Annotated in this window: 20 protein-coding genes; 16 read left to right on the top strand and 4 right to left on the bottom strand. The window is 70.5% G+C overall.

The genetic code is table 11. From position 1 onward, the window contains the following. Positions 1-198 precede the first annotated feature (198 nt). Genes SROS_RS17050 through SROS_RS17030 form a run of 5 tightly spaced genes read left to right on the top strand, consistent with a single transcriptional unit; the run spans position 199 to position 5,798 of the window. Positions 199-1,905 carry an ABC transporter substrate-binding protein gene (locus tag SROS_RS17050; RefSeq protein ID WP_012890192.1) on the top strand — a complete coding sequence of 569 codons (1,707 nt, stop codon included), beginning with the start codon at positions 199-201 and terminating at the stop codon, positions 1,903-1,905. Beyond that, on the top strand, positions 1,902-2,855 hold the full coding sequence (locus tag SROS_RS17045; protein ID WP_012890191.1) for an ABC transporter permease: 954 nt from the start codon (positions 1,902-1,904) through the stop codon (positions 2,853-2,855). The genes SROS_RS17050 and SROS_RS17045 overlap by 4 nt, the downstream gene beginning before the upstream one ends. Beyond that, positions 2,852-3,841, top strand: a complete 990-nt coding sequence (locus SROS_RS48655; RefSeq protein ID WP_012890190.1) for an ABC transporter permease — start codon at positions 2,852-2,854, stop codon at positions 3,839-3,841. The genes SROS_RS17045 and SROS_RS48655 overlap by 4 nt, the downstream gene beginning before the upstream one ends. Continuing rightward, positions 3,838-4,830 carry an ABC transporter ATP-binding protein gene (locus SROS_RS17035; protein WP_012890189.1) on the top strand — a complete coding sequence of 331 codons (993 nt, stop codon included), beginning with the start codon at positions 3,838-3,840 and terminating at the stop codon, positions 4,828-4,830. Before SROS_RS48655 ends, SROS_RS17035 begins: the two co-directional genes overlap by 4 nt. Continuing rightward, positions 4,827-5,798 (top strand): ABC transporter ATP-binding protein, encoded by a 972-nt coding sequence (locus tag SROS_RS17030; protein ID WP_012890188.1) that lies wholly within the window; start codon positions 4,827-4,829, stop codon positions 5,796-5,798. Before SROS_RS17035 ends, SROS_RS17030 begins: the two co-directional genes overlap by 4 nt. A 33-nt stretch (positions 5,799-5,831) precedes the next feature. On the opposite strand, the gene SROS_RS17025 is transcribed toward SROS_RS17030, so the two are convergent. Further along, on the bottom strand, positions 5,832-6,959 hold the full coding sequence (locus SROS_RS17025; protein ID WP_245564659.1) for an MDR family MFS transporter: 1,128 nt from the start codon (positions 6,957-6,959) through the stop codon (positions 5,832-5,834). A 155-nt stretch (positions 6,960-7,114) separates the two neighbouring features. Between SROS_RS17025 and SROS_RS17020 the strand changes: the two genes are divergently transcribed. The 8 genes from SROS_RS17020 (at position 7,115) to SROS_RS16985 (ending at position 15,825) form a co-directional block, all read left to right on the top strand. After that, on the top strand, positions 7,115-7,909 hold the full coding sequence (locus tag SROS_RS17020; RefSeq protein ID WP_043652190.1) for a DUF6202 family protein: 795 nt from the start codon (positions 7,115-7,117) through the stop codon (positions 7,907-7,909). Further along, on the top strand, positions 7,906-9,042 hold the full coding sequence (locus SROS_RS17015; protein WP_218919858.1) for a DUF6421 family protein: 1,137 nt from the start codon (positions 7,906-7,908) through the stop codon (positions 9,040-9,042). The genes SROS_RS17020 and SROS_RS17015 overlap by 4 nt, the downstream gene beginning before the upstream one ends. Before the next feature lie 23 nt (positions 9,043-9,065). After that, positions 9,066-9,911 carry a PhzF family phenazine biosynthesis protein gene (locus SROS_RS17010; RefSeq protein WP_012890184.1) on the top strand — a complete coding sequence of 282 codons (846 nt, stop codon included), beginning with the start codon at positions 9,066-9,068 and terminating at the stop codon, positions 9,909-9,911. After that, positions 9,911-10,912: a proline racemase family protein gene (locus SROS_RS17005; RefSeq protein ID WP_012890183.1), complete on the top strand. Its 1,002-nt coding sequence runs from the start codon at positions 9,911-9,913 to the stop codon at positions 10,910-10,912. Before SROS_RS17010 ends, SROS_RS17005 begins: the two co-directional genes overlap by 1 nt. A 32-nt stretch (positions 10,913-10,944) precedes the next feature. Then, on the top strand, positions 10,945-11,814 hold the full coding sequence (locus SROS_RS17000; protein WP_012890182.1) for an aspartyl/asparaginyl beta-hydroxylase domain-containing protein: 870 nt from the start codon (positions 10,945-10,947) through the stop codon (positions 11,812-11,814). 152 nt (positions 11,815-11,966) lie between these two features. Beyond that, the gene (locus tag SROS_RS16995; protein WP_012890181.1) at positions 11,967-12,326 is read left to right on the top strand and encodes a phosphopantetheine-binding protein; all 360 of its coding nucleotides are present in this window, start codon (positions 11,967-11,969) and stop codon (positions 12,324-12,326) included. Positions 12,327-12,361: 35 nt separating this feature from the next. Next, positions 12,362-14,245: a hypothetical protein gene (locus SROS_RS16990; RefSeq protein ID WP_043652188.1), complete on the top strand. Its 1,884-nt coding sequence runs from the start codon at positions 12,362-12,364 to the stop codon at positions 14,243-14,245. A 5-nt stretch (positions 14,246-14,250) separates the two neighbouring features. Further along, entirely contained in the window at positions 14,251-15,825 is a 1,575-nt protein-coding gene (locus SROS_RS16985) for an AMP-binding protein (protein WP_012890179.1), read from the top strand. A gap of 70 nt (positions 15,826-15,895) precedes the next feature. Here SROS_RS16985 and SROS_RS16980 read toward each other — a convergent pair whose 3' ends face one another. The 3 genes from SROS_RS16980 to SROS_RS16970 form a co-directional block, all read right to left on the bottom strand. Beyond that, complete coding sequence (locus SROS_RS16980) at positions 15,896-16,375, bottom strand: hypothetical protein (protein ID WP_012890178.1); 480 nt, start codon at positions 16,373-16,375, stop codon at positions 15,896-15,898. A 255-nt stretch (positions 16,376-16,630) separates the two neighbouring features. Then, positions 16,631-20,143 (bottom strand): S8 family serine peptidase, encoded by a 3,513-nt coding sequence (locus SROS_RS16975; protein ID WP_012890177.1) that lies wholly within the window; start codon positions 20,141-20,143, stop codon positions 16,631-16,633. A 242-nt stretch (positions 20,144-20,385) separates the two neighbouring features. Continuing rightward, on the bottom strand, positions 20,386-21,879 hold the full coding sequence (locus SROS_RS16970; protein ID WP_012890176.1) for a mannitol dehydrogenase family protein: 1,494 nt from the start codon (positions 21,877-21,879) through the stop codon (positions 20,386-20,388). A 443-nt stretch (positions 21,880-22,322) separates the two neighbouring features. Here SROS_RS16970 and SROS_RS16965 point away from each other — a divergent pair, with 443 nt between their 5' ends. From SROS_RS16965 to SROS_RS16955, 3 genes are read left to right on the top strand one after another with little or no spacing between them, the layout of a single operon-like run. Further along, a complete protein-coding gene (locus SROS_RS16965; protein ID WP_012890175.1) occupies positions 22,323-23,786 on the top strand; it encodes an extracellular solute-binding protein in 1,464 nt (487 codons plus the stop codon). Continuing rightward, positions 23,787-24,722 carry a carbohydrate ABC transporter permease gene (locus SROS_RS16960; RefSeq protein ID WP_012890174.1) on the top strand — a complete coding sequence of 312 codons (936 nt, stop codon included), beginning with the start codon at positions 23,787-23,789 and terminating at the stop codon, positions 24,720-24,722. Beyond that, positions 24,719-25,669 (top strand): carbohydrate ABC transporter permease, encoded by a 951-nt coding sequence (locus tag SROS_RS16955; RefSeq protein ID WP_012890173.1) that lies wholly within the window; start codon positions 24,719-24,721, stop codon positions 25,667-25,669. The genes SROS_RS16960 and SROS_RS16955 overlap by 4 nt, the downstream gene beginning before the upstream one ends. Positions 25,670-25,672 lie beyond the last annotated feature (3 nt).

Raw genomic sequence — 25,672 nt, 5'->3', positions numbered from 1 at the left:
GCCCACGCCTACGTTTTTCGCCCGTTCCGTCGAACGCGATGGCGAATTGCCAGATCAGCCGTCTTTTCCCGCACCGCCGGCCGGATCCGTCCGGCGAGAAACGGCCACGGGTTGATAACGCCCTATTGTCAATAATATTTCACATTACTATGTTACGTGTCACTCACCCCCTTCTCGCTCAGTTACGTGGAGTGACACATGTCCTTAAAGACCACAGTGGGCACCTGCCTACTCGCGGCTGCCCTTCTGTCCGTTTCCACGGCCTGCGGCGCCGGCAAGGCACCCGTCCCCCAGAGCTCCGGGGAGGCCTCGCAGCCCTCCGCCGGTGTGGCCGTCAAGGGCGGAACGCTCACGATCCTGTCCAACCAGGACTTCGCCCACCTCGACCCGACCCGCAACTGGACGATGCCGGAGATGGACTTCGGCCTGCGCTACCTCTACCGCTCCCTGGTCACCTACAAGGCCGAACCGGGCGCGGCGAGCCTGGAGGTGGTCCCGGACCTGGCCACCACCACCGGCGAGATGTCCGACGGGGGAAAGACCTGGACCTTCACCCTCAAGGACGGCCTGAAGTACGAGGACGGCTCGCCCATCGTGGCCGCCGACGTCAAGTACAACGTCGAGCGGTCCTTCGCCCCCGAGCTGCCCGGCGGCCCCAACTACGCCCGCCTGGTCCTGGCCGGCGCCGAGAAGTACAAGGGCCCCTACAAGGACGGCTCGCTGAAGTCGATCGAGACGCCAGACGACAGGACCATCGTCTTCAGGCTCAAGCGCCCCGTCGCCGAGTTCCCCTACTACACCACCCTGCCGACCTTCGCGCCGGTGCCCCGGGCCAAGGACACCAAGGCCCAGTACGACAGCCGGGTCTTCTCCTCGGGACCGTACAAGATCGACACCTACGACCGGGGCAAGGAGCTGGTGCTCAGCCGGAACGAGCACTGGGATCCGGCCACCGACCCGGCCCGCAAGGCGCTGCCGGACAAGGTCGTCGTCAAGCAGGGCCTGCGGCAGAGCGTGATCGTGGACCGGCTCATCGCCGACCAGGGCGACGACCGGACCGCGGTCACCTACGCCGACGTCAACGGCGAGAGCTTCTCCAAGATCCTCACCAACCCCAAGGTCAAGGCGCGCTTCCACAACGAGATCCGGGGCTGCACCGACACCCTGGCCATGAACAACACCGTGGCGCCCTTCGACAACCCGAAGTTCCGCCTGGCCCTGCAGTACGCCGTCGACAAGGAGAGCTACCAGACCACACAGGGCGGGCCGGCCGCCGGTGAGATCGCCACAGCCTTCCTGCCGCCGTCGCTGTCCGGCGGCGTCGCCCAGGACACCCTGAAGATCCCGGCGACCGGCGACGTGGCGAGGGCGAAGGCGCTGATCGCCGAGTCCGGCGTGACGACGCCGGTGAAGATCAAGATGTACGCCTCCACCGGCGACAAGGTGGCCGCCACCGCCATCCAGGAGTCGCTCAAGCGCGTCGGCGTCGAGACCGAGATCAACACCTTCGACCCGTCGGTCTTCTACGACACGATCGGCGACACCGCCAAGTTCGACGGCATGGCCCTGTACGGCTGGTGCCAGGACTACCCGTCCGGGTCCTCCTTCATCCCGATGATGTTCGACGGCCGGACCATCACCGACAAGGGCAACAGCGGCAACATGTCGCTGTTCAAGGACCAGGAGACCATGGACAGGATCGACGCGATCTACGCCATGACCGACCTGAAGGCGGCCGACCGCGCCTGGGTCGACCTGGACGCCGCGATCATGCAGAAGGCCCCGATGATCCCCCTGGTCTGGGCCCGCAAGCCGCTGCTCACCGGCTCCAAGGTCGGCGGCGCGTTCGGTCACCTGATCTGGTCCGGCCAGTTCGACTACGCCACGCTCGGGATCAGGAAGTGAGCACCGCCGTGCGGGAGGGGGCCGCGGCGGGTTCCGCGGCCCCGCCCGTCCGGGGCCGCTCCCCCGGGCGGGTCGCCTACGAACGGCTCCGCCGCGACCCGGCCGCGCTCTTCGGCCTCGCCATCGTGACGCTGTTCGTCCTCATGGCGCTGGCCGCCCCGCTGCTGACCAGGCTCAACGGCTGGGAGCCCGAGACCTTCGACAAGACCGCGATCGACCAGGCGCTCGGCGGCGTCCCCAAGGGCGACTTCGGCGGCATCGGCGCCGAGCACTGGCTCGGCGTCGAGCCGGGCAACGGCCGCGACGTCTTCAGCCGCATCGTGTACGGCGCGCGGGTGTCGCTGCTGATCGCGGTGGCCTCCACGGCCGTCACCGTGCTCGCCGGCACCGCGGTCGGCCTGGTCGCCGGATACTTCGGCGGCAAGGTGGACACCGTGCTCAGCCGGATCATGGACCTGGTGATGTCCTTCCCCAGCCTGATCTTCATGCTGGCGCTGCTGTCCATCGCGCCGGACGCCGACCGCGTCCTGCTGCTCGTGCTGATCATGAGCATGTTCAGCTGGCCGTACGTCGGGCGCATCGTCCGCGGGCAGACGCTGAGCGTCAAGCACCGCGAGTTCGTGGACGCCGCCCGGGTCAACGGGGCGATGGGGCCGCACATCCTGCTGAAGGAGATCCTGCCGAACCTGGCCGCGCCGATCCTCGTCTACACGACGCTGGCGATCCCGGCCAACATCGGCACCGAGGCCGCGCTGTCCTTCCTCGGCGTCGGCGTGCGGCCCCCCACCCCGTCGTGGGGCCAGATGATCGACAACGGGCTGCTCTGGTACCAGGTCGTGCCGACCTACTTCATGATCCCCGGCGTGTGCCTGTTCCTCACCGTGCTGGCCTTCACCCTGCTCGGTGACGCGCTGCGCGACGCCCTCGACCCGAAGGGGACAGCCCGATGACCCTCTACGCGCTGCGGCGGCTCGCCGCGGTGGCGGGCGTGCTGCTGGTCATCTGCGCGGTGACCTTCGCCATCTTCTACGTGCTCCCCTCGGACCCGGCCGCCCACGCCTGCGGCAAGACCTGCACCCCCGAGCAGGTGACGCTGGTCCGCGAGCAGATGGGCCTGGACCGGCCGGTGCACGAGCAGTTCGGCGGCTACGTGGCCGGCATCTTCGCCGGCCGTACGCTGGGCACCGGCCCGGCGGCGCTGGAGTGCTCCGTCCCCTGCTTCGGCTACTCCTACCAGAACGCCCTTCCCGTCTGGGACCTGCTGACCGACCGGCTGCCGGTGAGCGTCTCCCTGGCCGTCGGCTCGGCCGTGCTCTGGCTCGCCGGCGGCCTGGCCGTCGGGCTGGTCGCGGCCCTGCGCCGGGGCACCGTGCTCGACCGCTCGCTCATGGCGGCCACGCTCGCCTCCGCCTCGGTGCCGGTCTACTTCACCGCCATGATGCTGCTGCTGGTCCTGGTCCAGCAGCTCGAATGGCTGCCCTACCCCGACTACCGGCCGATCACCGAGGACCCCGCCGCCTGGGCGGGCAACCTGCTGCTGCCCTGGATGACGCTCGCCAGCCTGTACGCCGCCATGTACGCCAGGCTCACCCGGGCCTCGATGATCGAGACGATGGCGGAGCCGTACATCAGGACGGCCCGCGCCAAGGGCCTGCACGAGCGGACCGTCGTCACCAAGCACGGCCTGCGCTCGGCGCTCACCCCGATCGTCACGATCTTCGGCATGGACCTGGGCGGGCTGCTCGCCGGGGCCGTCATCACCGAGCACGTCTTCGGCCTGCCGGGCGTCGGCCAGCTCACCTACGACGCGATCTTCAAGGCCGACCAGCCTGTCGTCCTCGGCGTCACCCTGCTGGCCGCCTTCTTCATCACCCTGGCGAACCTCGGCGTGGACCTCGTCTACGCGCTGATCGACCCCCGAGTGAGGTACGCGTGATCCTCCAAGTCAGAGACCTGCGGGTGAGCTTCCCCGCCGGGACCGCGGTGGACGGGATCAGCTTCGGCCTGGAGCGGGGCCGCACGCTCGGCGTCGTCGGCGAGTCCGGCTCCGGCAAGTCGGTGTCGTCGCTGGCGATCATGGGCCTGCACCGCCAGGCCGCCGTCTCCGGCTCGATCGTCTTCGACGGCGAGGAGCTGGTGGGGGCGCCCGCCTCCCGGTTCCGCGAGCTGCGCGGACGCCGGATGGCGATGATCTTCCAGGATCCGCTGTCGTCGCTGCACCCCTTCTACACCGTCGGCGAGCAGATCGCCGAGGCCTACCGGCTGCACCTGCGCACCTCCCGCCGGGTGGCGCGCGAGCGGGCGGTGGAGATGCTCGCCGAGGTGGGCATCCCCGAGCCGAGGCGGCGCGCGGGTGAGTACCCCCACCACTTCTCCGGCGGCATGCGGCAGCGCGTGATGATCGCGATGGCCCTGTCCTGCGAACCGGACCTGCTCATCGCCGACGAGCCGACCACCGCCCTGGACGTGACCGTGCAGGCGCAGATCCTGGAGCTGATCCGGAAGATCCAGGAGGACCGCGCCGTCGCGGTCATGATGATCACTCATGATCTGGGCGTCGTGGCGCGGGTCGCCGACGAGGTCCTGGTGATGTACGGCGGCCGCACCGCCGAGCACGCCCCGGCCCGGGAGATCTTCAAGTCCCCCCGCCACCCCTACACACGGGGGTTGCTCGGCTCGGTCCTCCGGCTGACGGCGGGCGAGGAGGAGGACGGGGGGCGGCTGCCGGCGATCCCCGGCAACCCTCCGTCGCTGCTCGCGCCGCCGCCGGGCTGCCGGTTCCACCCCCGCTGTGCCCGCTACGCGGCCGCCCCCGACGACGCCTGCGTCACCGAGGCCCCCGAGCCGCGCCCCGCCGGTCCCGGCGGCGGCGCGACCCACCGGACGGCCTGCCATCTCATCGACATCTCCGGAGGCCGGCGATGACCGAACGACTCCTCACCGCGCCGGACACCGCGAGCCGGACCGCGCCGCTGCTGGCCGTACGGGATCTGCGGATGACCTTCGGCGGGCGGAACGGGGTGAAGGCCGTGGACGGCGTCACCTTCGACGTGCGGCCGGGTGAGACCCTCGGCCTGGTCGGGGAGTCCGGCTGCGGCAAGACCACCACCGGCCGGATGATCGTCCGCCTGCTGGAACCCACCGGCGGCACCGTCACCTTCGACGGCCGCGACATCACCCACCTCGGCCCGCGCGCCATGCGCCCGCTCCGCCGCGACATCCAGATGATCTTCCAGGACCCGTCCGCGTCGCTCAACCCCCGCCAGACCGTCGAGCGGATCGTCTCCGGCCCGCTGGGGCTGCTGGACCGGCGCGGCGTGATCGAGCTCCTGGAGCGGGTCGGGCTGGGCGCCGAGCACGCCGACCGCTACCCGCACGAGTTCTCCGGCGGCCAGGCCCAGCGCATCGGCATCGCCCGGGCGCTGGCGTCCCGGCCGAAGCTGATCGTCTGCGACGAGCCGGTGTCGGCGCTGGACGTGTCGATCCAGGCCCAGATCGTCAACCTGCTCGCCGATCTCCAGCGTGAGCTGGGGCTGGCGTACCTGTTCATCGCCCACGACCTGTCGGTGGTGCGGCACATGTGCGCCCGGGTCGCGGTGATGTATCTCGGCCGCGTCGTGGAGGTCGGCTCGCGGGAGTCCGTCTACACCGCCCCGGCCCACCCCTACACCCGCGCCCTGCTGTCGGCCGTGCCGGTCCCCGACCCGGAGGTGGAGCTCACCCGCGAGCGCATCGTCCTGCTGGGCGACCCGCCCAGCCCGGCCGCCCCTCCCCCGGGCTGCTCCTTCCACCCCCGCTGCGCCCTGGCCCGGGACATCTGCCGGACCGAGGCCCCGCCGCTGGAGATCCACGGCCCCGGGGAGAGGAGGGTGGCCTGCCACTTCCCCGGCTGACGGCCCCCGCTCGCGGCACCTCGGCCGGCGGTGTCACGCCTTCGCGCGCCGGCGGACGGCGGGCGCCAGCGCCAGCTGGCCGAGGGCGGCCAGCAGCCCCAGGCCTCCGGTGGTGAGCCACAGGAGGCGGGGGTCGGCGGCCAGCAGGCGGGTGCCGATCAGCGGCGCGAGGAGGGAGCCGGCTGACCACGCGGAGCCGTACAGGCCCGCGTAACGGCCCCGCAGGTGGGCGGGTGCCAGAGAGGCGACGATCGTACCCGCCATACCCGCCGCGATGATCTCGCCGACCGTCCAGACCGTGACCGTCAGCGCGTAACCGGCGGTGGAGGACACGAAGGCCGTCAGGGCCGACCCGAGGCCGATGACCGCGAAGCCGGTCGCCAGCACGCGGCTGGGGTCGCGGCGCGCGAGCCACCCCAGGGTCAGCGGCTGGACCAGCACGATCAGCAGGCCGTTGATCGACATGGCGGCGCCGTACGCGCCGGCGGGCAGGCCGTGGCCGGTCATCGCGAGCGGCAGCGTGGTGTAGGCCTGCAGGTAGACGAACATGTAGGTGAGATTGATCAGCACGCAGCCGGTCATCAGCCGGTCGCGCAGCACGTCGCGGAAGCCACCCCTGCCGCCGGCCGCGACGTGCCGGGTCTCGGGGACCGCGCGCCACACCAGCGCGCCGAACACCGCGCAGGTGAGCGCGTCGATCCAGAACAGCCAGTGGAAACCCGTTCCGGCGAGCCATCCGCCCGTGACCATGGCGATCGAGAAACCGAGGTTGACCGCCCAGAACAGCAGCCCGTACGCCCTCGGCCGGTCCTCCGCCGGGACGAGGTCAGCGACGAGCGCCTGTGAGGCGGGCCGGTAGAGGTCCGTCACGACGCCGAGGACGAACATCGCGGCGACGAGGGAGGGGACGGTCGTACTGCTCCCGAGGAGGACCAGCGTGACCGCCGTGGCGAGCATGCCCCCGGTCAGCGTGATCCGCCGCCCGAAACGATCGCTCAGCCAGCCCGCGAGGGGCTGCGACAGCAGTGAGCCGGCCCCGAAAACGGCCATCACCAGCCCCGCCGCGGTGACGGACATGCCGTGTGCCCGGGTCAGGTAGATACCGATGAACGGCTCGACCATCGTGCCGAGGCGGTTGACAACGGTGCCGCCGAACAGCACCCAGAAAGGGCGCGGCAGGCCGCCGATTCTTGACGTAAAGGTCGCCCGTTTCACGCCAAGGTGTGCCATATATGTCCGTTCTCCCGTTCTAAACACGCCATTGACGAGGCTTCAAATCGCAGCTTAGTGTGCGACATGTGAAATATCACGCAGCGATGCAAGGGGGCATTGTGGTTGATATCACTTTCGATGAGCAGGTATCCGATGTAGTACGCCAGGCCGGCCTGTGCAGGCCCGAGAATCGGTTTTTCCAGCGGGCACGCGCACTGGATTCCGTAGAACCGGATTCGGCTCTGGCGATCGCCCGGTACTGGCAGGCCATCACGAAGGCCTTCATGTTCACGACGATCTCCAGCCTCGGCGTGATGGCACGTGGCTTCAGCGCGCAGCCGGCACCTGACCGCGAGGTGTTGGGAGCTTTCCAGACCGCTTTCCGGGTTATCGGCGACGACCTGGACAACTTCGCCCCCGAATTCAATTCGGTATCTCCGGGCGGAGTGGCCGGAATTCATTACCTGTGGTGGGAGGACTCCATCGTGGCGCCGCTGGCGGCGCTTTTCCCCGCCGCCCACGCACAGGAGCCGCCGGAGGAGGTGAGGGAGCTGCTGGCGAACATGGACCGGCTGGCCGGGTCCCACCTGGGCGCCGCCGTACAGCTTCGGGTGGTGGAGACCATAGCCCTGGACATCGCGGTGGCGTTCCGGCGGATCTTCTCCCGGGTCCTCGTGGACGGCGGGAAGGTGTTCGCGTCGGCGGGGTCGCTGGCGTGGATCGACTCGCACATCAGGGCCGAGACGGGCCACGCGCAGTCGGTCAGCGACCACGAGACCGGCATGACGGTGATCGCGGAGAGCGAGCGGGACCGGGCGGAGCTGGTACGGCTGGCGACGGAGTACGTGGCGAACTGGGCGCGGGCTCTGGACCACTTCGCGGCCGTGCTGGCCCGGTGACCGGTGCAGAAGGGACGGTGGACGGCGTGCTCGCCCACGTGATCGACGAGATCAACGAGATCCGGAGGACCCTGGGACCGCGTGCGGCGTTCCGGGACCCGGCCTTCCTCGGCGACCTGGCCGGCAGGCTGATGGACTCGCCGGTCCTGCGGGAACAGCCGGCCGTACGGGCGTTCGCCGAGGATGCCCGTACGTTCGGCGACGCCCCCCGGCTGACGCGCACGAAGCTCCACATCAACCAGGCTTCGGACAACCACGTCTTCTCGCTGTTCGACGCGTCCTACTTCCCGTCGCTGTCGCTCGACTACCTGGTCTACCGGCCCCTGCCGGCCGACGAGCGGCTGGCCCGGCGGTATGCGAGCAACACCGTCCCGGTGACGATCGAGAGGATGTCGGCGGGTTTCGAGTCACGGGTGGTCGTCGCCCTGTTCCCGGAGAACCACCTCGACGGATCACAGGCCGAGGACGACCTGATCTTCTATTTCATCGACAAGTTCGTCGAACGGCATCTCCGGCTGACGCGGCGGCTCATGACGGCCGTGACGGCGGAGGACGGTTTCCCCCTTGTCCGCGCCGCGGGAGCCGCGGAGGTCGAGCGCGCCTCCTCATGGTGGGTGCGGCTGCACGAATACCACCACAGGCAGGGTGACATGCCGATCCCCGAATACCTGCCGATAAAGCGGCTGAAGCCGCTGGCGGGACTGGAGGAATTGCGCGCCGACGTCTCGTCGATGCTGGCGTGCCTGCATGACGACGCCCTTCCCGCCGAGGACGCGCTGCTGACATACGAATACATTCTGGCGGAGCGCCTGCTGCGTTACGCGGTGGAGGGGATTCCGCGTCCCAACTACGACGCGGTGGCCTCGCAGCTTCTGTTCAACTATCTGATCGAGGCGCGGGGCGTCCGCCTGCGCGACGGTGTGATCCAGCTCGATCCGGACCTGCCGGCCGTACTGGCCGCTTTCCTGGCGGAGATCCAGGCGATCGAACGACGGATCCACACCGAGTCCGCCGAGCGGGTCCAGGGCAGGCTGCTGGACTTCACCAACCGCTACACCGATTTCGACGAGACGACGAGGGACTACCGCCACATCCCGTACTTCGCTGAGGTCAAGCAGAGGCTGGGCCTCTGATGGGCGCGGATGAGGAGACGGCGATGGAGATCCCCCTCTATCAGGTGGACGCGTTCACCGACAGGATCTTCTGGGGCAATCCCGCCGCGGTCTGCCCACTGGACCGCTGGCTGCCCGACGAGGTGATGCAGGCCATCGCCCTGGAGAACAACCTCCCGGAGACCGCCTTCATCGTCCCGGCCGGGGGCGCCTACGACCTCCGCTGGTTCACCCCGGCCACCGAGGTCGAGCTGTGCGGGCACGCCACACTGGGCGCCGCGCACGTCGTGCTGACCCGCCTGCGACCCGGATGGGAGGAGGTCACCTTCCGCTCCGCCAGCGGTCCCCTCGTCGTCTCGCGCGCCGGAGAGCGGCTGAGCCTGTCCTTCCCTGCGCTGGACCACAGGCCCGTCGAGCCGCCGGAGGCGCTCCTGCTGGGGCTGGGGCCGGCGCGTCCCACCGCCGTCTACCGGTCGATGGACTACCTCGCCGTCTTCGAGGACGAGGAGCGGCTGCGGTCGATCGTGCCGGACCAGGCGCGTCTCGGGACGCTCGACCTCCGCGGCGTGGTCGTCACCGCCCCGGGATCGGCGACCGACTTCTCCTCACGCTTCTTCGGCCCGAAGCTCTCCATTCCGGAGGATCCGATCACGGGTTCGGCGCACTGCGCCCTCGTGCCCTACTGGGCCCGGCGCCTGGGCCGGACGCGGCTGCGGGCCCGCCAGTACTCCCCGCGGCTGGGGGAGACGCTCGCCATCGACCTCGACTGCGAGCTCCGCGGTGACCGGGTCATGCTGTGCGGCTCCGCCAGGGAGTACATGTCCGGCACCATCCGCCTGTCCGCTTCAGACCTTGTTCAGACGACAAAGACATCGGAATTGGAGGGGTGATGCGCACCAAGCGGATCTTCCACGCGGTCGACTCCCACACCGAGGGCATGCCGACGCGCGTGATCACCGGTGGTGTCGGGGTCATCCCGGGCGCCACCATGGCCGAGCGCCGCGTGCATTTCCGGGAGCATCTCGACCACCTGCGCACCCTGCTGATGTACGAGCCGCGCGGGCACGCCTCGATGAGCGGCGCGATCCTGCAACCGCCGACCCGCCCCGACGCGGACTGGGGGGTGCTGTTCATCGAGGTGTCCGGCTATCTGCCGATGTGCGGACACGGCACCATCGGCGTTTCGACCGTGCTGGTGGAGACGGGGATGGTGCCGGTCTCCGAGCCCGTCACGACGGTGCGCCTGGACACCCCCGCCGGGCTCGTGGTCGTGGACGTCGCGGTGGAGGACGGGGTGGCCAGGGGGGTGACCCTGCGCAACGTCCCGGCCTACAGCGACCGGCTCGACGCGGTGGCCGAGGTTCCGGGGTTCGGGAGCATCCGCTACGACCTGGCCTACGGCGGCAACTTCTACGCCATCGTCGATCTCGACGACTACGGGCTGCCGTTCGACCGCAAGGCCAAGAACGAGATCGTGGCAGCCGGCCTGGCGACGATGGACGCGATCAACACGGCCGACGAGCCCGTACACCCCGAAGACTCCCGGATCCGCGGCGTCGGGCACGTCTACTTCACCGCTCCAGGCTCGGACGCGAGGCATTCGCGGCACGCCATGGCGATCTATCCCGGCTGGTTCGACCGCTCCCCCTGCGGCACGGGGACCAGCGCCCGCATGGCCCAGCTGCACGCGCGCGGCGAGCTGGAGATCGGCGCGGACTTCCTCAACGAGTCCTTCATCGGCTCGACGTTCACCGGGCGGCTGGTCGAGCCGGCGACGGTGGCCGGGCGGCCGGCGGTCGTCCCGACGGTCACCGGGCGGGCCTGGATCACCGGCACGGCCCAGTACTTCCTGTCGCCCGACGACCCCTTTCCCGCCGGATTCATGCTGTAGCCGGACCACCAGGAAGGACGGACACCAGCTTCATGGCTTCGCGAATTCTCGGCCGGCTCCCCCTCGACGAGGACCGGCTGGCCCAGGACATGGCCCGGCTCGCCCAGGCGCCCGCGCCGCAGGAGCCCTACGAGGTGTTCACCATCGGCAGGTGGGTGAACCTCAACCTGTGGAACGCCTCCGGCGACGACGGTGACGGCTTCTTCAACGGCCACCGGCAGGTCGCCGGGCGCCCGACCCGCCTGCTCGGCGGCGTTCCCTACATCGGCGAGCTCCTGACCACCTGGTTCAACACCGAGCTGCTCACCATGGTGCGGGCTCGCAACGTCGTCGAATGGTCCATCGTCCCGCACCGGGACTTCCTCGAATCAGGCCCCGCCGAGGACTTCTTCCGCGTGCTGGTCTTCCTGGAGGACAACGAGCACGCCCTCAACTCCGACGAGGACATGGTCTTCCACATGCGTAAAGGGGAGGTGTGGTTCCTGGACTCCGCCCAGATCCACGCGGGCGTCAACATCTCCTCGCGCAGCCGCTGGTCGCTCTGCCTCGACTTCAAGGCGGGCGCGGGATTCTCGCCGGGCGACGTCTTCGCCCGCGCCGGGGACTACGACCCGGCCATCCGTCCCGCGCTGGTCGAGAGGGCACCCGCCCCCGCCGACCTGCCGGACCGGCTGCGCGCGCTGAGCGCCGTGGTGTCCCGGCACAACATCAAGGACATCGCCTTCCTGCTGGGCAAGGTGCACTTCACCGAGGAGGTGCCGATCGGCGCCTCCTGGGACTGGCTGGTCGAGATCACCAGAGCGTCGGGCGACCCGGCGCTGCTCGACCTGGCGGAGCGGGCCCGGCGTTTCTTCGTGCATTCCCGCGAGGTGTACGAGGAGTTCAGCTTCGTCCCCGCCTAGCGGCACGTCCGAGAACGGGATCGGGGGTCGTGCCCCGTCCACGGCGGAGCACCGGGCCCGCCGCACGGCGGCGGACCCTCCCGTACGGCGGCGCGGACCCTTTGTACGGCGGCGGCCGCGGGGCGCCGGATCGAGACGAGCGGGAGGTACTGATGTCACGGGTGGAACCGTTTCCGGACGCCGGGCGGGCGGCGGCGGCACCGGAGAAACGGCGCGGGGAGCCGGAGCAGCCACCGGACGCCGCCGCACCACGCGGTGGGACCGCGTCGCATGACGGCGCCGCGTCGCATGACAGATACGAGCGGGTCATCGCGGAGGTGTGGCGGGAGGCGCTCTGCGTCGACGAGGTCGGACCGCACGACGACTTCTTCCGGCTAGGCGGGCACTCGCGCCTGGCCGTCAAGGTCGCGGACCGCCTGAGGGAGGCCTTCCAGGCCGACCTGCCGATGCGGATGATCTTCGATCACCGTACCGTCGCCGAACTCGCCACCGCGATCGCCGCCCGCGCGTGAATCGGCTCTCACCATACGAGGCACCTGTGGGAGACATGAACCATCAAGAGGCACGGCCCGACCGGGCGATCTTCCAGGCGGTCGGCACGGTCGCCCGATTCGGGCCGGCGGTCCTGGAGTTCGAGTCGGCACTGGACCGGGGCAGGACCGATACCCCGATACCCGTGTGGGTCGGCTCCCGGAGTGACCTCAACGACGGGATCGCACTCGCCGCGGACCTCTACGACGGCATCCGCAGGCCGCCGGGATGCGACCTGGGAGTGGTCGTCGGCGCCGGCGTGCCCGAGGAGCTGCGCCGGTTCGCACGCCCGCTCGCCAGGGGGTGGACCGGCGAGGGCACGGCGCTGGAGGCCACCGAGGGCTCACTGCTCATCGTGGGGTGCTACGCCGACCTGCGGGCGGCCGTGGTGCGGCCGGTGCTGGAGGACGCCTACCGGCGGGGGCGCGACGTCTTCCTTCTCACCGGCCGTGACCTGAACTCGCTGTCCTGGGCGATCGCCAAGCAGTACGGCGAGATGACCACCGAGGCCCCCACCGGCCTGTTCACCGAGATCGACGAGTCGCCGCAGCCCACGCGGGAGCCGTACTTCCACGCCGGGCGGCTGGACGGCGCCGACATCAGGGCCGTCGTGCTGGGGCGGACCTGGGGACGGATCCTCTTCAACGGGCACGGCACCGACGACAGCGTCAACCTCGGCCAGTTCACGGTCTGCGGGCTCAGTCCCGCCGTGGCCGGCGCTCCCTCCGCGCCCGGCCCGATGTGCGCCTACGGGCTGGGCTGCTACAAACCCATGGACAAGCTGATAGCGGTGCACCGGGTCCGGGCCGCGGAGATCGTGCTCAGCGGCTGCGACAGCGGGCCGCTGGTGGACCTGGCCAGCTACGGTCCCGGTCACCAACTGCTGCTGAACGCGATCGACGGCCCGGCCCGGACCGTGGTCGCGGCGCTCTCGATGCACCAGTCGGGCCGGGTCGAGAACCTTCTCTGGCTGGATTCGGCCGGGCGGGAGGGCAGCACCGCGCGGGTGCTGAACGAGAGCCTGCGGGACATCCATCCGTATCCGTCCTTCATCCAGGCCGGGCTGCCGAGTTCGGGCCGCGTCCGGAGCTCCGCCCACTCCGCGGGGCGGGAGGCCGCTCCCGCGCCCTGGCACCGGCAGGCCGAGCTGCGGGCACTGGTACGCACGGTGAGCGCCCGCCTCCAGGGATTCCTGACCGCCGGGCTGCTGTCCCCCAGGTATGGACTTCGCGACCGGCTGGAGAGGATGGCGGAGGAGATCGATTCGAGCGCCACCCGCCTGGTCATGGGCCTGGCCGCCGAACAGCGGCTGCTGATGCGGTCGCTGGAGGCGGACCTCCGGTCGCTGGACCGCGCGCTGGCCGAGCGGGTCGCGGAGGATCCCGACGACGACATCATGGAGTTCCCCCGTTTCTTCGGCCATCGCAGCGCGGTGGCCGAGGAGGACGTGACCACGGCGCCGTGCATGTGCGGGCGCCCCGCGTGGCGCTATCTCCGCCGGGGCTTCACGGCCCGCATCCCGGACACCGTCGCGCTGGGCTGCCTGCGATGCGGACCCATCGGATACGCACTCGCGGAAGGGGTCGCGGTCCGCGGGCGGGCGGCGGACTCCGTGACCGCGGGCGGCACGCTGCGGGTCGAGACCGAGCTTGAGGCGGTCAGGTCAGGAGAGGCACAGGTGGGCGTGTCCGTTCCCGGTATCCTCCGCGCCCGGATCGGCCCGCCGCTGCACCGTGTACGGCTCCGCGCCGGCGAACCCCGGCGCGTCGGCTTCGACATCGGCGTGGATGGGGCCGCCATCCCCCAGGAGTACCACTACACCGTCTTCGCCATCCAGGATCTGGGGATCTCCGTGCTCCGCCGCCACTTCGGCGTCCTACCGGACACCGGACAGACGTGAGTGCGATGACCCTGTATGAATGGTTCGCCCGCAGTGCCGGCAGGCATCCTGACGCGGTCGCCCTTGAGGTGGGGGGCCGGTCGCTCACCTACCGCCGGCTCGACGAGCTCGCCGGCCGGCTCGCACGGCGTCTCACCGACGCCCGCGGGGCGCGACCGGAGGTCGTGGGCCTCCTGGCGTCCCGCAGCGTCGTGGCCTACGGCGGCTACCTGGCGGCACTGCGGCTGGGCGCCGCGGTGGTCCCCCTCAGCCCCTCCTTCCCCGCCGCCCGGAACCTCCTCATGTGCGCGGGCGCGGGCGTCGACCTCGTCGTCCTCGACGAGGAGGGCGGCGTCCAGTTCGAGGAGGTCGGGGCGGGCGGTGCCGGCTGCGCCGTCCGGCTGACCGGGGAGGTCGCCGACCTGCCCGGCGACGGGCTCGATCCGTGTCCGGCCATCTCCGACGAGGTGGCCTACGTCCTGTTCACCTCGGGCTCGACCGGCGTCCCGAAGGGGGTGCCGATCCCCCACCGGAACCTCGACGGATACCTGGCGAGGCACATCGCCTGGTACGAGGCCGGACCCGGCAGCAGGTTCTCCCAGACCTTCGACCTGACCTTCGATCCGTCGGTGTTCGACATGTTCGTCGCGTGGGGATCCGGCTCCGCGCTGGTGGTGCCCTCCAGGCACGACCTTCTTGCCCCGGCCGAATACGTCAGCCGCAACGGGATAACCCACTGGTTCTCGGTGCCCTCGATCGTCTCCATGGCCCGGCGCCTGGACGCGCTGCCCCCCGGGAGCATGCCCTCGCTCAGGTGGAGTCTGTTCGCCGGCGAGCAGCTCACCTTGGGACACGCCGGAGCGTGGGCGGACGCGGCCCCCAACAGCGTCATCGAGAACCTGTACGGTCCCACGGAGCTGACCGTCACCTGCACGCGCTACCGGCTGCCCGCCGATCGCGGGGACTGGCCGGAGACGGCGAACGGCACCGTCCCGATCGGGACGGTGCACGACCACCTCGATTCGATCATCCTGGACGGCGACGGGCGTCCGGCGGACGACGGCGAGCTCTGCGTCGGCGGGGTCCAGCGCTTCCCCGGATACCTGGATCCGCGGCAGAACGCCGGGAGGTTCGTCGCTCTCAACGACGGCCGGGGCGTCGTCTACGACGGAGCCGAGCCGCTCACCGGCCGTCACTGGTATCGGACGGGGGACCGGGTGGCCGGGGAGGGCGGCCATCTCGTGCATCTGGGCCGCGTCGACGACCAGGTGAAGGTGCGCGGCTACCGGATCGAGCCCGGTGAGATCGAGGCGGCCCTGCGGCGCCACGCGGACGTGCTCGACGTGGCCGTCGTCCCGGTGACCGCCGGCGACGGCGAGGTGGACCTGCTGGCCGCCTACACGGGCGGGCCGGTTCCGGGCGGTGAGCTCGCCGCCCTGGTGCGCCGGATCCTTCCCGCCCACATGACTCCGTCCGCGTTCGTGAACCTGCGCGACCTCCCGCTGAACCCGAACGGCAAGACCGACAGGAAACGCCTGGCCGATCTTCTCTCCCGGGCCCCGGCGTCCGGTGGCGGTCACCTGCCGCCCGCGGCGGAGTGAGCCCGCAGGACGCGCTGGGGCGCGCGACCGTCGTCGCGCGCCCCCGCTCATTCAGCTGTCCCGGTCCGGATCAGTAGACGACCGGCACGTCGACGGAGACGGAGTTCGGGCCGGGCAGGGGCGTGCCGCCGCCACCGGGGCCCGCGGGGCCGGGGGTGATGACCACCTTGGCGCGGACCGTGGTCCCGGAGGCCACGGTCGTGGTGACGCCCTCGACGGTGAAGGAGTTGTTCCAGATGCTCAGTGCCTGGCTCCCCGAGCCGAGCAGGGCGCCGCCGACGATCGCGCCGGAGACCTCCGCGCCGATGCTGCGGGGGTTGACCGGGGGCTCGGAGATGCCGAGGGCGCCGACGATCCCGTAGACCCGCACCTGGGCGCCGGTGACGTCCACGCACGCCCTGACGTTCAGACCCTGGATCGGGCCGCCGGTGCTGCAGGTGGTCGTCGTCGTGAGAGTCGCGGCCGAGGCGGGAGCGCTCATGGCGAGCCCGCCCGCGATGGCGGCCCCGGCCATCAGGAGCGCGAGACCGCGATTGACGATCTGGTTCATCGAGTTCCTCCGTTGGGATCGGGCGCCCGGCCCCATTGCCGGGCGCCCGTGATCTCCAAGATGTCACATGTCACATTGCACACCAATGATCTCTGGGTGGATCGCAGGGAAATTGTTCGGAACGCCGTGGAACGCTGCAATCCTGCGGCGCCGTGCAATGAAATGCCGGACCGGAGCGGCGACCCACCTCTACCCCCGACAGGCGCAGGCCCGCCCCGCCATGGAGGCGGGACGGGCCTGCGGTGGTTCGGACCGCTACGGAGTGGCCTTGTCGGGACGCTCGGAGATGCGGATGGCGTTGACGATGGGATCGCCGACCCGCTCGGCGAACCGGACGTTGAGCTGGCCGTCGGTGACCTTCACGGTGTACTGCCGGGTGACGGCGGTGTACGTGCCGGCCTCCAGAGCCAGGTCCAGCGCGGGGATCGCGAGCTGGCCCTCGACGAGGACGTCGAAGACGCGCCGGCCCTCACGCATGGCCCGGGTCTCGGCGAAGTCCAGCTCGACGGTGTAGGTGCCGTTGGGCACCTGGTCGAACCGGTACTCCAGCATCGACTCGCGGGCGCGCTTGAACAGCTCCTGCTCGGTGGTGCCCTTGATCGCCTTGCTGGACGTGTGCGTCCTGGTGCCGGAGCCCACGTAGCCGTGGCCGCCCGCGCTGTACTTTCGGTCGGCGGTCCAGCGGTCGCCGGCGGCGTCGACGAGGTCCTTGGTGCCGCCCGCGTCGATGGCGACCTGGTGCTTGGGCACCACGACCGTCACGATGATCTCGATCTGCGGGTTGCGGCCGCTCGCCGAGCGCACCAGCAGCTTGCCGGTGCGGACGGTGCCCGGCTGGACGCCCGCGCTGGAGGCGGTGACCTTCAACGTCACCGACTTGCCCGAGCCGAGCTCGCCGGCGGCGGGCGTCACGCCCAGCCAGCCCTGGGCGGGGTCGGTCACGACGGTGTAGGTCGTGGCGCCTCCCAGGTTGGACAGGTCGACCGTGCCGGTCCTGGTGGACTCGGCCGGCATCACCAGGGTGAGCTCTCCGGCCGAGGCCGTCACCTGGCCGGTGGCCAGGGCGGTGTCGACCCGGGTCACGGTTCCGGCGGTGACGGTGATCTCCTGGGCAAAGGTCCCGTAGTTGTCCTTGGAGACCTCGACCCGGTAGTCGCCCACCAGGACCTGCCCGAGGAACGTGCCGTTCTCCCCGGTGGTGAAGGTCGCCACGTCGCCCACCTTGACCGTCGCGCCCGCCAGCGGCTTGCCGTCGTTGGCGTCGGTGACGGTGCCGGTCAGCAGCCCGTGCCGGCTCGCGGCGAAGGTCAGGCTCTGGCCGTCGGCGAGCGCGGCGCTGTTGTGGGAGTACTGCAGCGCGTCGGTGCCGCCCGGGCTCTCGATGCCCACCGTGGCACTGGTCCCGGAGGCGCGTTCGCTGGTGATGCCGCGGTAGCGGAACCCGATCGAGCCGTCCTCGCCGAGCAGCGTCGAGAACGAGATGCGCGGAGCGGCGTCGGAGTAGAACCGGGCGTTGCGCCATTCGATGACGAAGGTGCGCTTGGGCGCGGTTCCGATGGTGGCGGTGTAGACCCCGGACTGGTCGTCCAGCACCAGGTCGTCCCAGTAGGGGTAGATCGCCGTGTTGGGCGCGGCGGTGGAGGGCAGGGCCCCGTTGGTGGCCGTGGTGCTGCTGGCGGCGAAGTTCAGGAAGCCGTTGCTGCTGATCCAGCCGCTGGTGTGGCCGCCGCCGTAGAACGGGAAGGTGAACGGCAGCGTGACCGGCTGGGCCGCGTCGTCGCCGGTGAGCGGGTGCTTGTCGGTGCCCGCGACGTACGCCTCGGCGGCGGCGGAGCAGGTGTAACCGAAGGAGTCGGCGCGGCGCGGCAGGTCGACGTCCTTGGTCAGGTCGCCGTTCACCGTGATCGGCACGGTGAGACCGCCCGCGCACCGGGAGACCGGGGTGATCCTCAGCTCGTAGCCGCCGTTCGGCAGCGTGAGCCGGTACCGTCCCGCGGCGTCGGTGACCACGCTGACCGGCGTGCCCACCGCGGTCACCGTGGCGCCCGCCTCGGGTGCGCCCGCGGCGGTCACCGTCCCCGACACCTCGCCCGCGGACTGCTGCGTCAGCGACACGTCCTTGGTGACGCTCTGGTCGGCCACGACGGTGACGGTCGCCGTCGCGTCGTCGTAGCCGAACTTCTTGACGGTGATCTGGTAGTCGCCCGCCAGCAGGCGCGGCAGCGCGTACGTCCCGTCCTGCGCGGTGGTGACCGTACGGCCCAGCGGCCCGGTGACGGTGAGGGTCGCCGCGGCCACCGGCGTGCCACCGGAGGTGACGGTGCCCTGCAGTGCGCCGAGCGCCCCGACCGGGACGGCCTGGACCGCGGCGAACGTGTCGAGCCTGCCCTCACCCCAGACGTTGTTGTCGGCGGCGGTGCCGCCGCAGCGGGTGTCGTCGACGTCGACCGCGGTCCGGTCGAGCAGCGCCCGCGTGGCGGCGATGTCGCCCTGCAGGGCCGGCGAGGCGGACCACATGAGCGCCACGGTGGCCGCCACGTGCGGGCTGGCCATCGACGTGCCGGAGAAGGAGTCGTAACCGCCGGGCACCGACGAGCGCACGTTCACGCCGGGTGCCGCGAGGTTGGGCTTGATCTCGCCGTTCTCGCCGGAACCGCGGGTGGAGAAGCTCGCGATGGCGTTGTTGACGTCGAACGCGCCGGCGCTGTAGCTGGAGCCGTACTGGCCGGGCGAGCCGCTGGAGTTGCAGCCCGCGCCGGTGACGTTGCCGTTGGAGAAGGCCGGGAAGATGCCCGCCGCCACCCAGGCCTCGACGATCTCCTTGTACCAGGCGTCGAAGCCGGCGCCGCCCCAGGAGTTGTTGACGATGTCCGGCGCCAGGTCGGGACGCGGGTTGTCGCCGTTCAGGTCGGTGGGCGCGAGCACCCACTGCCCGGCGGCGAGCAGCGAGGCGTCGGAGCAGCTGTTGGTCTCGCAGCCCTTCGCCGCGATCCACTTGGCGCCGGGGGCGACGCCGATGGTGTTGGCGCCCTCGCCGCCCACCATGGTGCCCATCGTGTGGGTGCCGTGGTCGTTGTTGTCACACGGCGCGGCGCTCGGGCACACACCCGCCGGGTCGAACCAGTTGTAGTCGTGCTCGACGCTGCCGTCGGCCTTCTTGCCGCGATACTGCGCGGCCAGCGCCGGGTGGTCGAACTGGACGCCGGAGTCGATGTTGGCCACGACGATGCCGTCACCGCGGGTGCCGAGCTCGCTCCATACCCTCGGGGCGTTGACGCGGTCGATGTTCCACTCGACCGCGTCGACCTTCGCCGTCTCCTTGCCCGGCAGCGGCTCGGGCAGCTTGGTGACGCGGCCGGGCTCGATCCGCTCCACCTCGGGCAGCTTCGCGATCTCCCCGGCCAGCTTGGCGTCGCCGGTCACCTGGACGGCGTTGGCGATCCAGAACGGGGTGAAGTCGGCGTGCTCGGCGGTGAGGAGTTTGCGCAGGCCCGCCTGCGATGCCGTGGCGACCTCGGTCTTGGCCCGGAAGACCTGCCGGGCCTTCTCGGTCTTGGTCTTCGCACTGCGGGCCGCGCTGAGGTCGGCGTCGTTCTTCAGGCGGACCCAGAAGGTGGCCTTGTCGTCCGCGGCCAGCTCCGCCTGGACGGTTTCGTGGATCTTTCCGGGGTCGGGCGCGGCCTGGGCCACGCCCTGGGGGAGCATGAGCGCGAGGGCGGCGACGGACCCGATCAGGACCGCTCGCCAGTGCCGGGGGGTATGGGACACACGATCTCCTTCACGCCGGGCGGGAGTGTCCCGCCGGGGAAAGCGACATGGGATGCGCATGATCTTTACAACCCACGTGGAGAATCGTGAATCGATCTTGTCGATTTTTCAAGCTTTTGGCCGGTTAAAATACGATCTCTGAGAGATTACGGCGGAAGCTGCGGCCCGACCTGATGCTCAGCCGGTTGTCGCGGTGCCCCGGGCCCGGGAAAACCGCCGGGCCCGCGATGCGCGCCGTACGCTCACGTGCGCGTTCCGTGCCCCGCCAGTTCCCGCACCGTCGCGCGGGCACCCTGGGTGTGCAGCGATTCGAGGGCGCGCAGATACGGTTCGACGAACCGCCTGTCGTCGGCGAGGTCGCCGAAGAGGTCCCGATCCTCGATGAAGGCCGTGGGGTGTTCACGCTGCCTTCTTGCGGCGGCCGTCAACCTGTCTCGCAGCGGGTCGACGATCTCGATCGGCTCACCGGATTCGTCGATCCCCTCGGCGTAGCGCGCCCAGCCGGCCACCACCGCGGCCGCGCGGGTGACCTCACCGCCGCGGGCCAGCTGCTCCCGCACGACGGGCAGCAGCCATTTCGGGATCCGGTCCGAGGACTCGGCGCACAGTCTCGCGAGCGTGTCCCGCACCTCGGGATTGGAGAACCGCTCGATGAGGGTCCGCTTGTAGGCCTCCAGGTCGATGCCCGGCACCGGCCGGAGCGTCGGCGTGGCCTCGATGTCCATGTAGTCGAGCAGGAACGCCGCGATCGCGGGATCGGTCGCGGCCTCGTGGGCGTAGCGGTACCCGCTGAGGTAACCGAGATAGCAGAGCGCCTGGTGGCCGGCGTTCAGCAGGCGCAGCTTCATCAGCTCGTACGGCTCCACGTCGGTGACGACCTGGACTCCGGCCTCTTCGAAGGGGGGACGCCCGCCGGGGAAGCGCTCCTCCAGCACCCACTGGGTGAACGGCTCGCAGACGACCGGCCAGGCGTCCTCGACACCGAACCGCCGGGCCACGGCCTCACGGTCCTGGCCGGTGGTGACGGGGGTGATGCGGTCGACCATGGAGTCGGGGAACGCGACGGAGCTCTCGATCCAGGCGGCGAGGTCGGGGTCGGCGAGCCGGGCGAACGCCGTGAAGGAACGGCGTGCGACGTGCCCGTTCCCCTGGATGTTGTCGCACGACATGACGGTGAACGGCGTGACCCCCTGGGCGCGCCGGCGGCGCAGCGCCTCGGTGACGAGTCCGAACACCGTGGCCGGGACCGCGCCGGGCGCCAGGTCCGCGCGGATCGCGGGGGCCTCGGCGTCGAATTCCCCGGTGACGGGATGGATGTTGTAGCCGCCCTCGGTGACCGTGAGCGACACGATCCGCACCGCCGGGCCGGCCATCTTCTCGATGACCGCCTCCGGATCGTCGGGGGCGAAGAGATATTCGACGATCGACCCGATGACGCGGGCCTCGCGCGTCCCGTCGGGGTGCTTCAGCACGAGCGTGTAGAGGCCGTCCTGCGCGGTCAGCGCGTCCCGCATCCGCGCGTCGCCGGGCAGGACCCCGACACCGCAGATCGCCCAGTCATGCGCCTTGCCGTCGTTCATCAGCCGGTCGAGATACATCGCCTGGTGCGCGCGGTGGAATCCGCCCACCCCGAAGTGGACGATGCCGGCCGTGAGCTCCGACCGGTCGTAGGAGGGAGTCGCCACCTCCCCGGGAAGGGTTCCCAGCGTCTCCTGCGTCAGTGCGGTCACCGCCATCGATCTCCTCTTCAGCGCTCCCTTGCTCCGTCTCTACGCCGGGAATGGCCAACTCCAACAGCTTCGGACTTTAAATTGTTGGCATAGCCTCCCGTTCCGCCGGGCGGCGTTAATACCGCACCGGCATTCACGCGATCAGGCGGCCGTCTTTCCGGCAGCGGGGGGGCGGGGCCGGGTCTGCCGTCCGCGCCGCCGGCGGGTCGGGTCCGGCGGGTGCGGGGATCACGGGAGGCGCACCGGCAGGTCACGGGCTCCACGGGTGGCCGGCGGAACGGGATCACGGCCGCCGGGCGGAGCTCCAGCGGGCGGATGTCCGAGCCTTCGACCAATTAAAGCCAATATCTCATATTTTTCCAGGAAAAATATCGCATATATGTTTACATCAATGTTTCTGAAAGATGAAACTGGCGTCGTTGCCCTTACCTGCAGTGTCAGGAGGTGCAGTGGACAGCCATTCGCCCCAGCCGAGCAGGCGCGACGTCCTCCGTGGCGCCCTGGCCGCCGGAGCGTCACTGACTCTGGCCGGGAGCCTGAGCGCCTGCGGATCCCGCAGCGACGCGCCCCGGACCGCCGGCGGCGACCAGTGGCGCCAGTTCAAGGGCGCCACCCTGAACTTCATCTCGGAGAACACCGCTCCCACCGCGGCCATCGCCGCCGACCTCCGCCCCTTCACCGACCTGACCGGGATCAACGTCAACATCGTGACGCTCGAGCTGACCGCGCTGGTCCAGCGGGTCGCCCTCGACCTGGCCTCGGGACGGGCCCAGTACCAGGTGGTCTACGCCGACCCCTACCAGGTGCTCGCGCCGTACCAGCGGGGGCTGGTGGACCTGCGTTCGCTGCAGGCCGATCCGGGCCTGCCGGACCTGCCCGGCGGCGTCACGGACTTCATCCCCACCCAGCTCGACGCCGCCGGCCGGTTCGTCGAGCCCGGACCGATCTACGCCCTGCCGTACGACGCGCCGACGATGATCTGGCAGTACCGGAGCGACCTGTTCGGCAAGTACCACGACCGCATGGCCGACGACCTCGGTTTCGACCCCGCTCCGGGCGGCGACCGGACGTGGGAGGAGTACTTCGGGATCGCCCGCTGGTTCAACAAGAACGCGACGTCGGACGTCAAGTACGGCACCGGGCACCAGGCCCGCCAGCACGACTCCCTGATGAACGACTTCAGCAACGTGCTGTGGTCCTACGGCGGGGACTACTTCGCCAACGGCCGGGAGGTGGGGCGCATGGGGTCGCGGGATCCCGGCCCGTGCCGGCTCGACTCCGAGGCCGCGATCGCGGGCGCGGAGTTCTACAACCGGCTGCTCGGCATCGCCGACCCCGCCTCGAAGACGTGGGACTGGGACGGCGTGGGCGCCGCGTTCCGCGCCGGCCGGCTGGCGATGTGCCCCAACTGGCACGAGTACGCGGCCAGCAACGAGCTGGTGCTGCCCGGCAAGGTCGGCTACGCGCCGCTGCCCAGGGGACCGGCCGGCACCGCCAACATGTACGGGGGAACCGGGGTGGCGATCAGCGCCAACACGCTGGCCCACGAGCGCGGCGCGGCCTGGCTGTTCCTCGTGTGGGCCACCTCGCCCCAGACGCAGCTCGCCAACCTCAGGAGCAAGGCCGGCGGCGGCACCCCCACCCGCACCTCCGTGTACGAGCTGCCGGAGGTGCGCGCGGCCGAGAAGCGGCCGTCGCCGATGCCCAACATGCTCACGGCCGCCGCGGTGCGGCAGGCCTGGCAGGCCGACCGGATCGGCCTCCGTCCCAAGATCCCGATGTGGAACGAGTGCAACACGGCGATCTTCACGCAGCTGTCCCGGATGCTCACCGGGGGCGCGTCGCCGGAGGAGGCGATGCGTTCGATCACGTCGCGGGTGGACCGGATCGTGGCACGAGGGTGGGTGGCCTAGATGACGCACGCCGCAGACTCCTCATCGGTGCTCCGCCGGTCCGGCCGGCCGGAGACCGCCGCCCCCAAGGAGCCGCGGATCGGCTTCGAGGGCAGGATGATGGCCCCCGGCCTGCTCCTGCTGGCCGCGCTGTCGATCGTGCCCTTCCTCGCCCTGATCGCGATGAGCTTCTCCCACGTCGGGCTGCTGGGCGGGGTACGGCTCGAACCGGTGGGCGTCGGCAACTGGGAGCGGTTCTTCACTGACGCCGACATGTGGATGTCGTGGCTGCGCACGGTCATCTACTTCGTGCTCACCGTCGGGCTGGAGATGCTCCTGGGCGTGGGCATCGCGCTGTGCCTCTACCGGGTGCTGCGCGGCCGCAACATCCTGCTCAGCCTGATCCTGCTGCCGATGTTCGCCGCGCCGGTGATCGTCGGCCTGCTGGGCCGCTACCTCACCGACTCCACCTTCGGACTCTACGCCTGGATGCTGCGCTCCCTCGGCTTCAGCGGCGACATCCTCGGCGACCCCACCACCGCCTTCGCCGCCGTCGTGCTGATGGACGTGTGGGAGTGGACCCCGCTGATCGCCCTGATCACCCTCGCCGGCCTGTCCAGCGTGCCCCAGTCGGTGCGGGAGGCCGCCGCCGTCGACGGCGCCCCGGGGTGGATGACGCTGCGGTACATCGTCTTCCCGGCGATCTCCAACGTGCTGCTCGTCGCGCTGCTCATCCGCTCGATGGACGCCATCCGCTACTTCGACATCATCTGGGTCACCACCAACGGCGGCCCCGCCGACGCGACCAAGATCGTGCCCATCCGGCTGTACGAGACCGCGTTCCGCTTCTTCGACTTCGGTTACGCCGCCGCCATCGGCCTGGCGATGCTGGCCTTCTCGATCTTCATCGCCCGCACCTTCGTCCGGCTGCTGGACACCAGGGGGTTGACCCGATGAGCACCTCGATGACGCCGCCGACGCCCGCCCACCCGCGGGCCGGTGCCGGCCGGGCCGCCCGGGGAGACAGGCCGGTGGTCACCGCCGCCCCGCCGGGCACGCCGCAGTCCCCGCTTGAGGCCAGCACCCGGCGCACGCGCTGGACGGTGACCTTCCTCCTCGCCGTGGCCATGCTCTGGACGCTGGTCCCCCTGGTCTGGATGCTGCTGTCGTCGTTCAAGAACCGCATGGACGTGACCTCGGCCTCGCCGCAGGTCCTGTTCGCCCCCACCCTGGACAACTACCGCAACCTGTTCACCGGCTCCAACAACCTCGGGCCCTACATCTGGCACAGCGTGCTCGCCGCCGGGATCTCCGCGCTGCTCGCGGTCTGCCTGGGCGCGCTCGCCGGCTACGGCCTGGCACGGACCCGGATGCGCGGGAAGAAGCACCTGGCCTTCTGGATCATCTCGACGCGCATGGCGCCCATCGCGGCGATCGTGGTCCCGCTGTTCCTCATCTTCCGCGGACTCGGCCTGATCGACTCGATCCCCGGCCTGGTGCTGGCCTACCTGACCTTCAACCTGCCGTTCGCCATCTGGCTGATGAGCGCGTTCTTCGCCGAGGTGCCGCCGTCCCTGGAGGAGTCCGCGCTCGTCGCCGGCTGCACCCGCTGGCAGGCCTTCCGCACGGTCATCCTCCCGCTGACCAAGTCGGGGCTGGTCACCACCTTCGTGCTCTGCCTCGTCTTCGCCTGGAACGACTACGCGTTCGCCGTCGTCTTCTCCGGGCCGAACTCCCAGACGCTGCCCATCGCCGCCTCCCAGCTGGTCACCCAGACGGGCATCGACTGGGGGCAGCTCACCGCCATCGGCACGATCGTGGTCGTGCCGATGATGCTGGCCGGGCTCGCCGTGCGCCGCTGGCTGGTCACCGGGCTCACCCTGGGCGCCGTCACAGGAGAGTAAGGA

It is taken from the genome of Streptosporangium roseum DSM 43021 (assembly GCF_000024865.1).
Lineage (GTDB): Bacteria > Actinomycetota > Actinomycetes > Streptosporangiales > Streptosporangiaceae > Streptosporangium > Streptosporangium roseum.
Note: the sequence above shows the minus strand (reverse complement) of the source record. Positions and strands in the feature narration are given on the sequence as shown.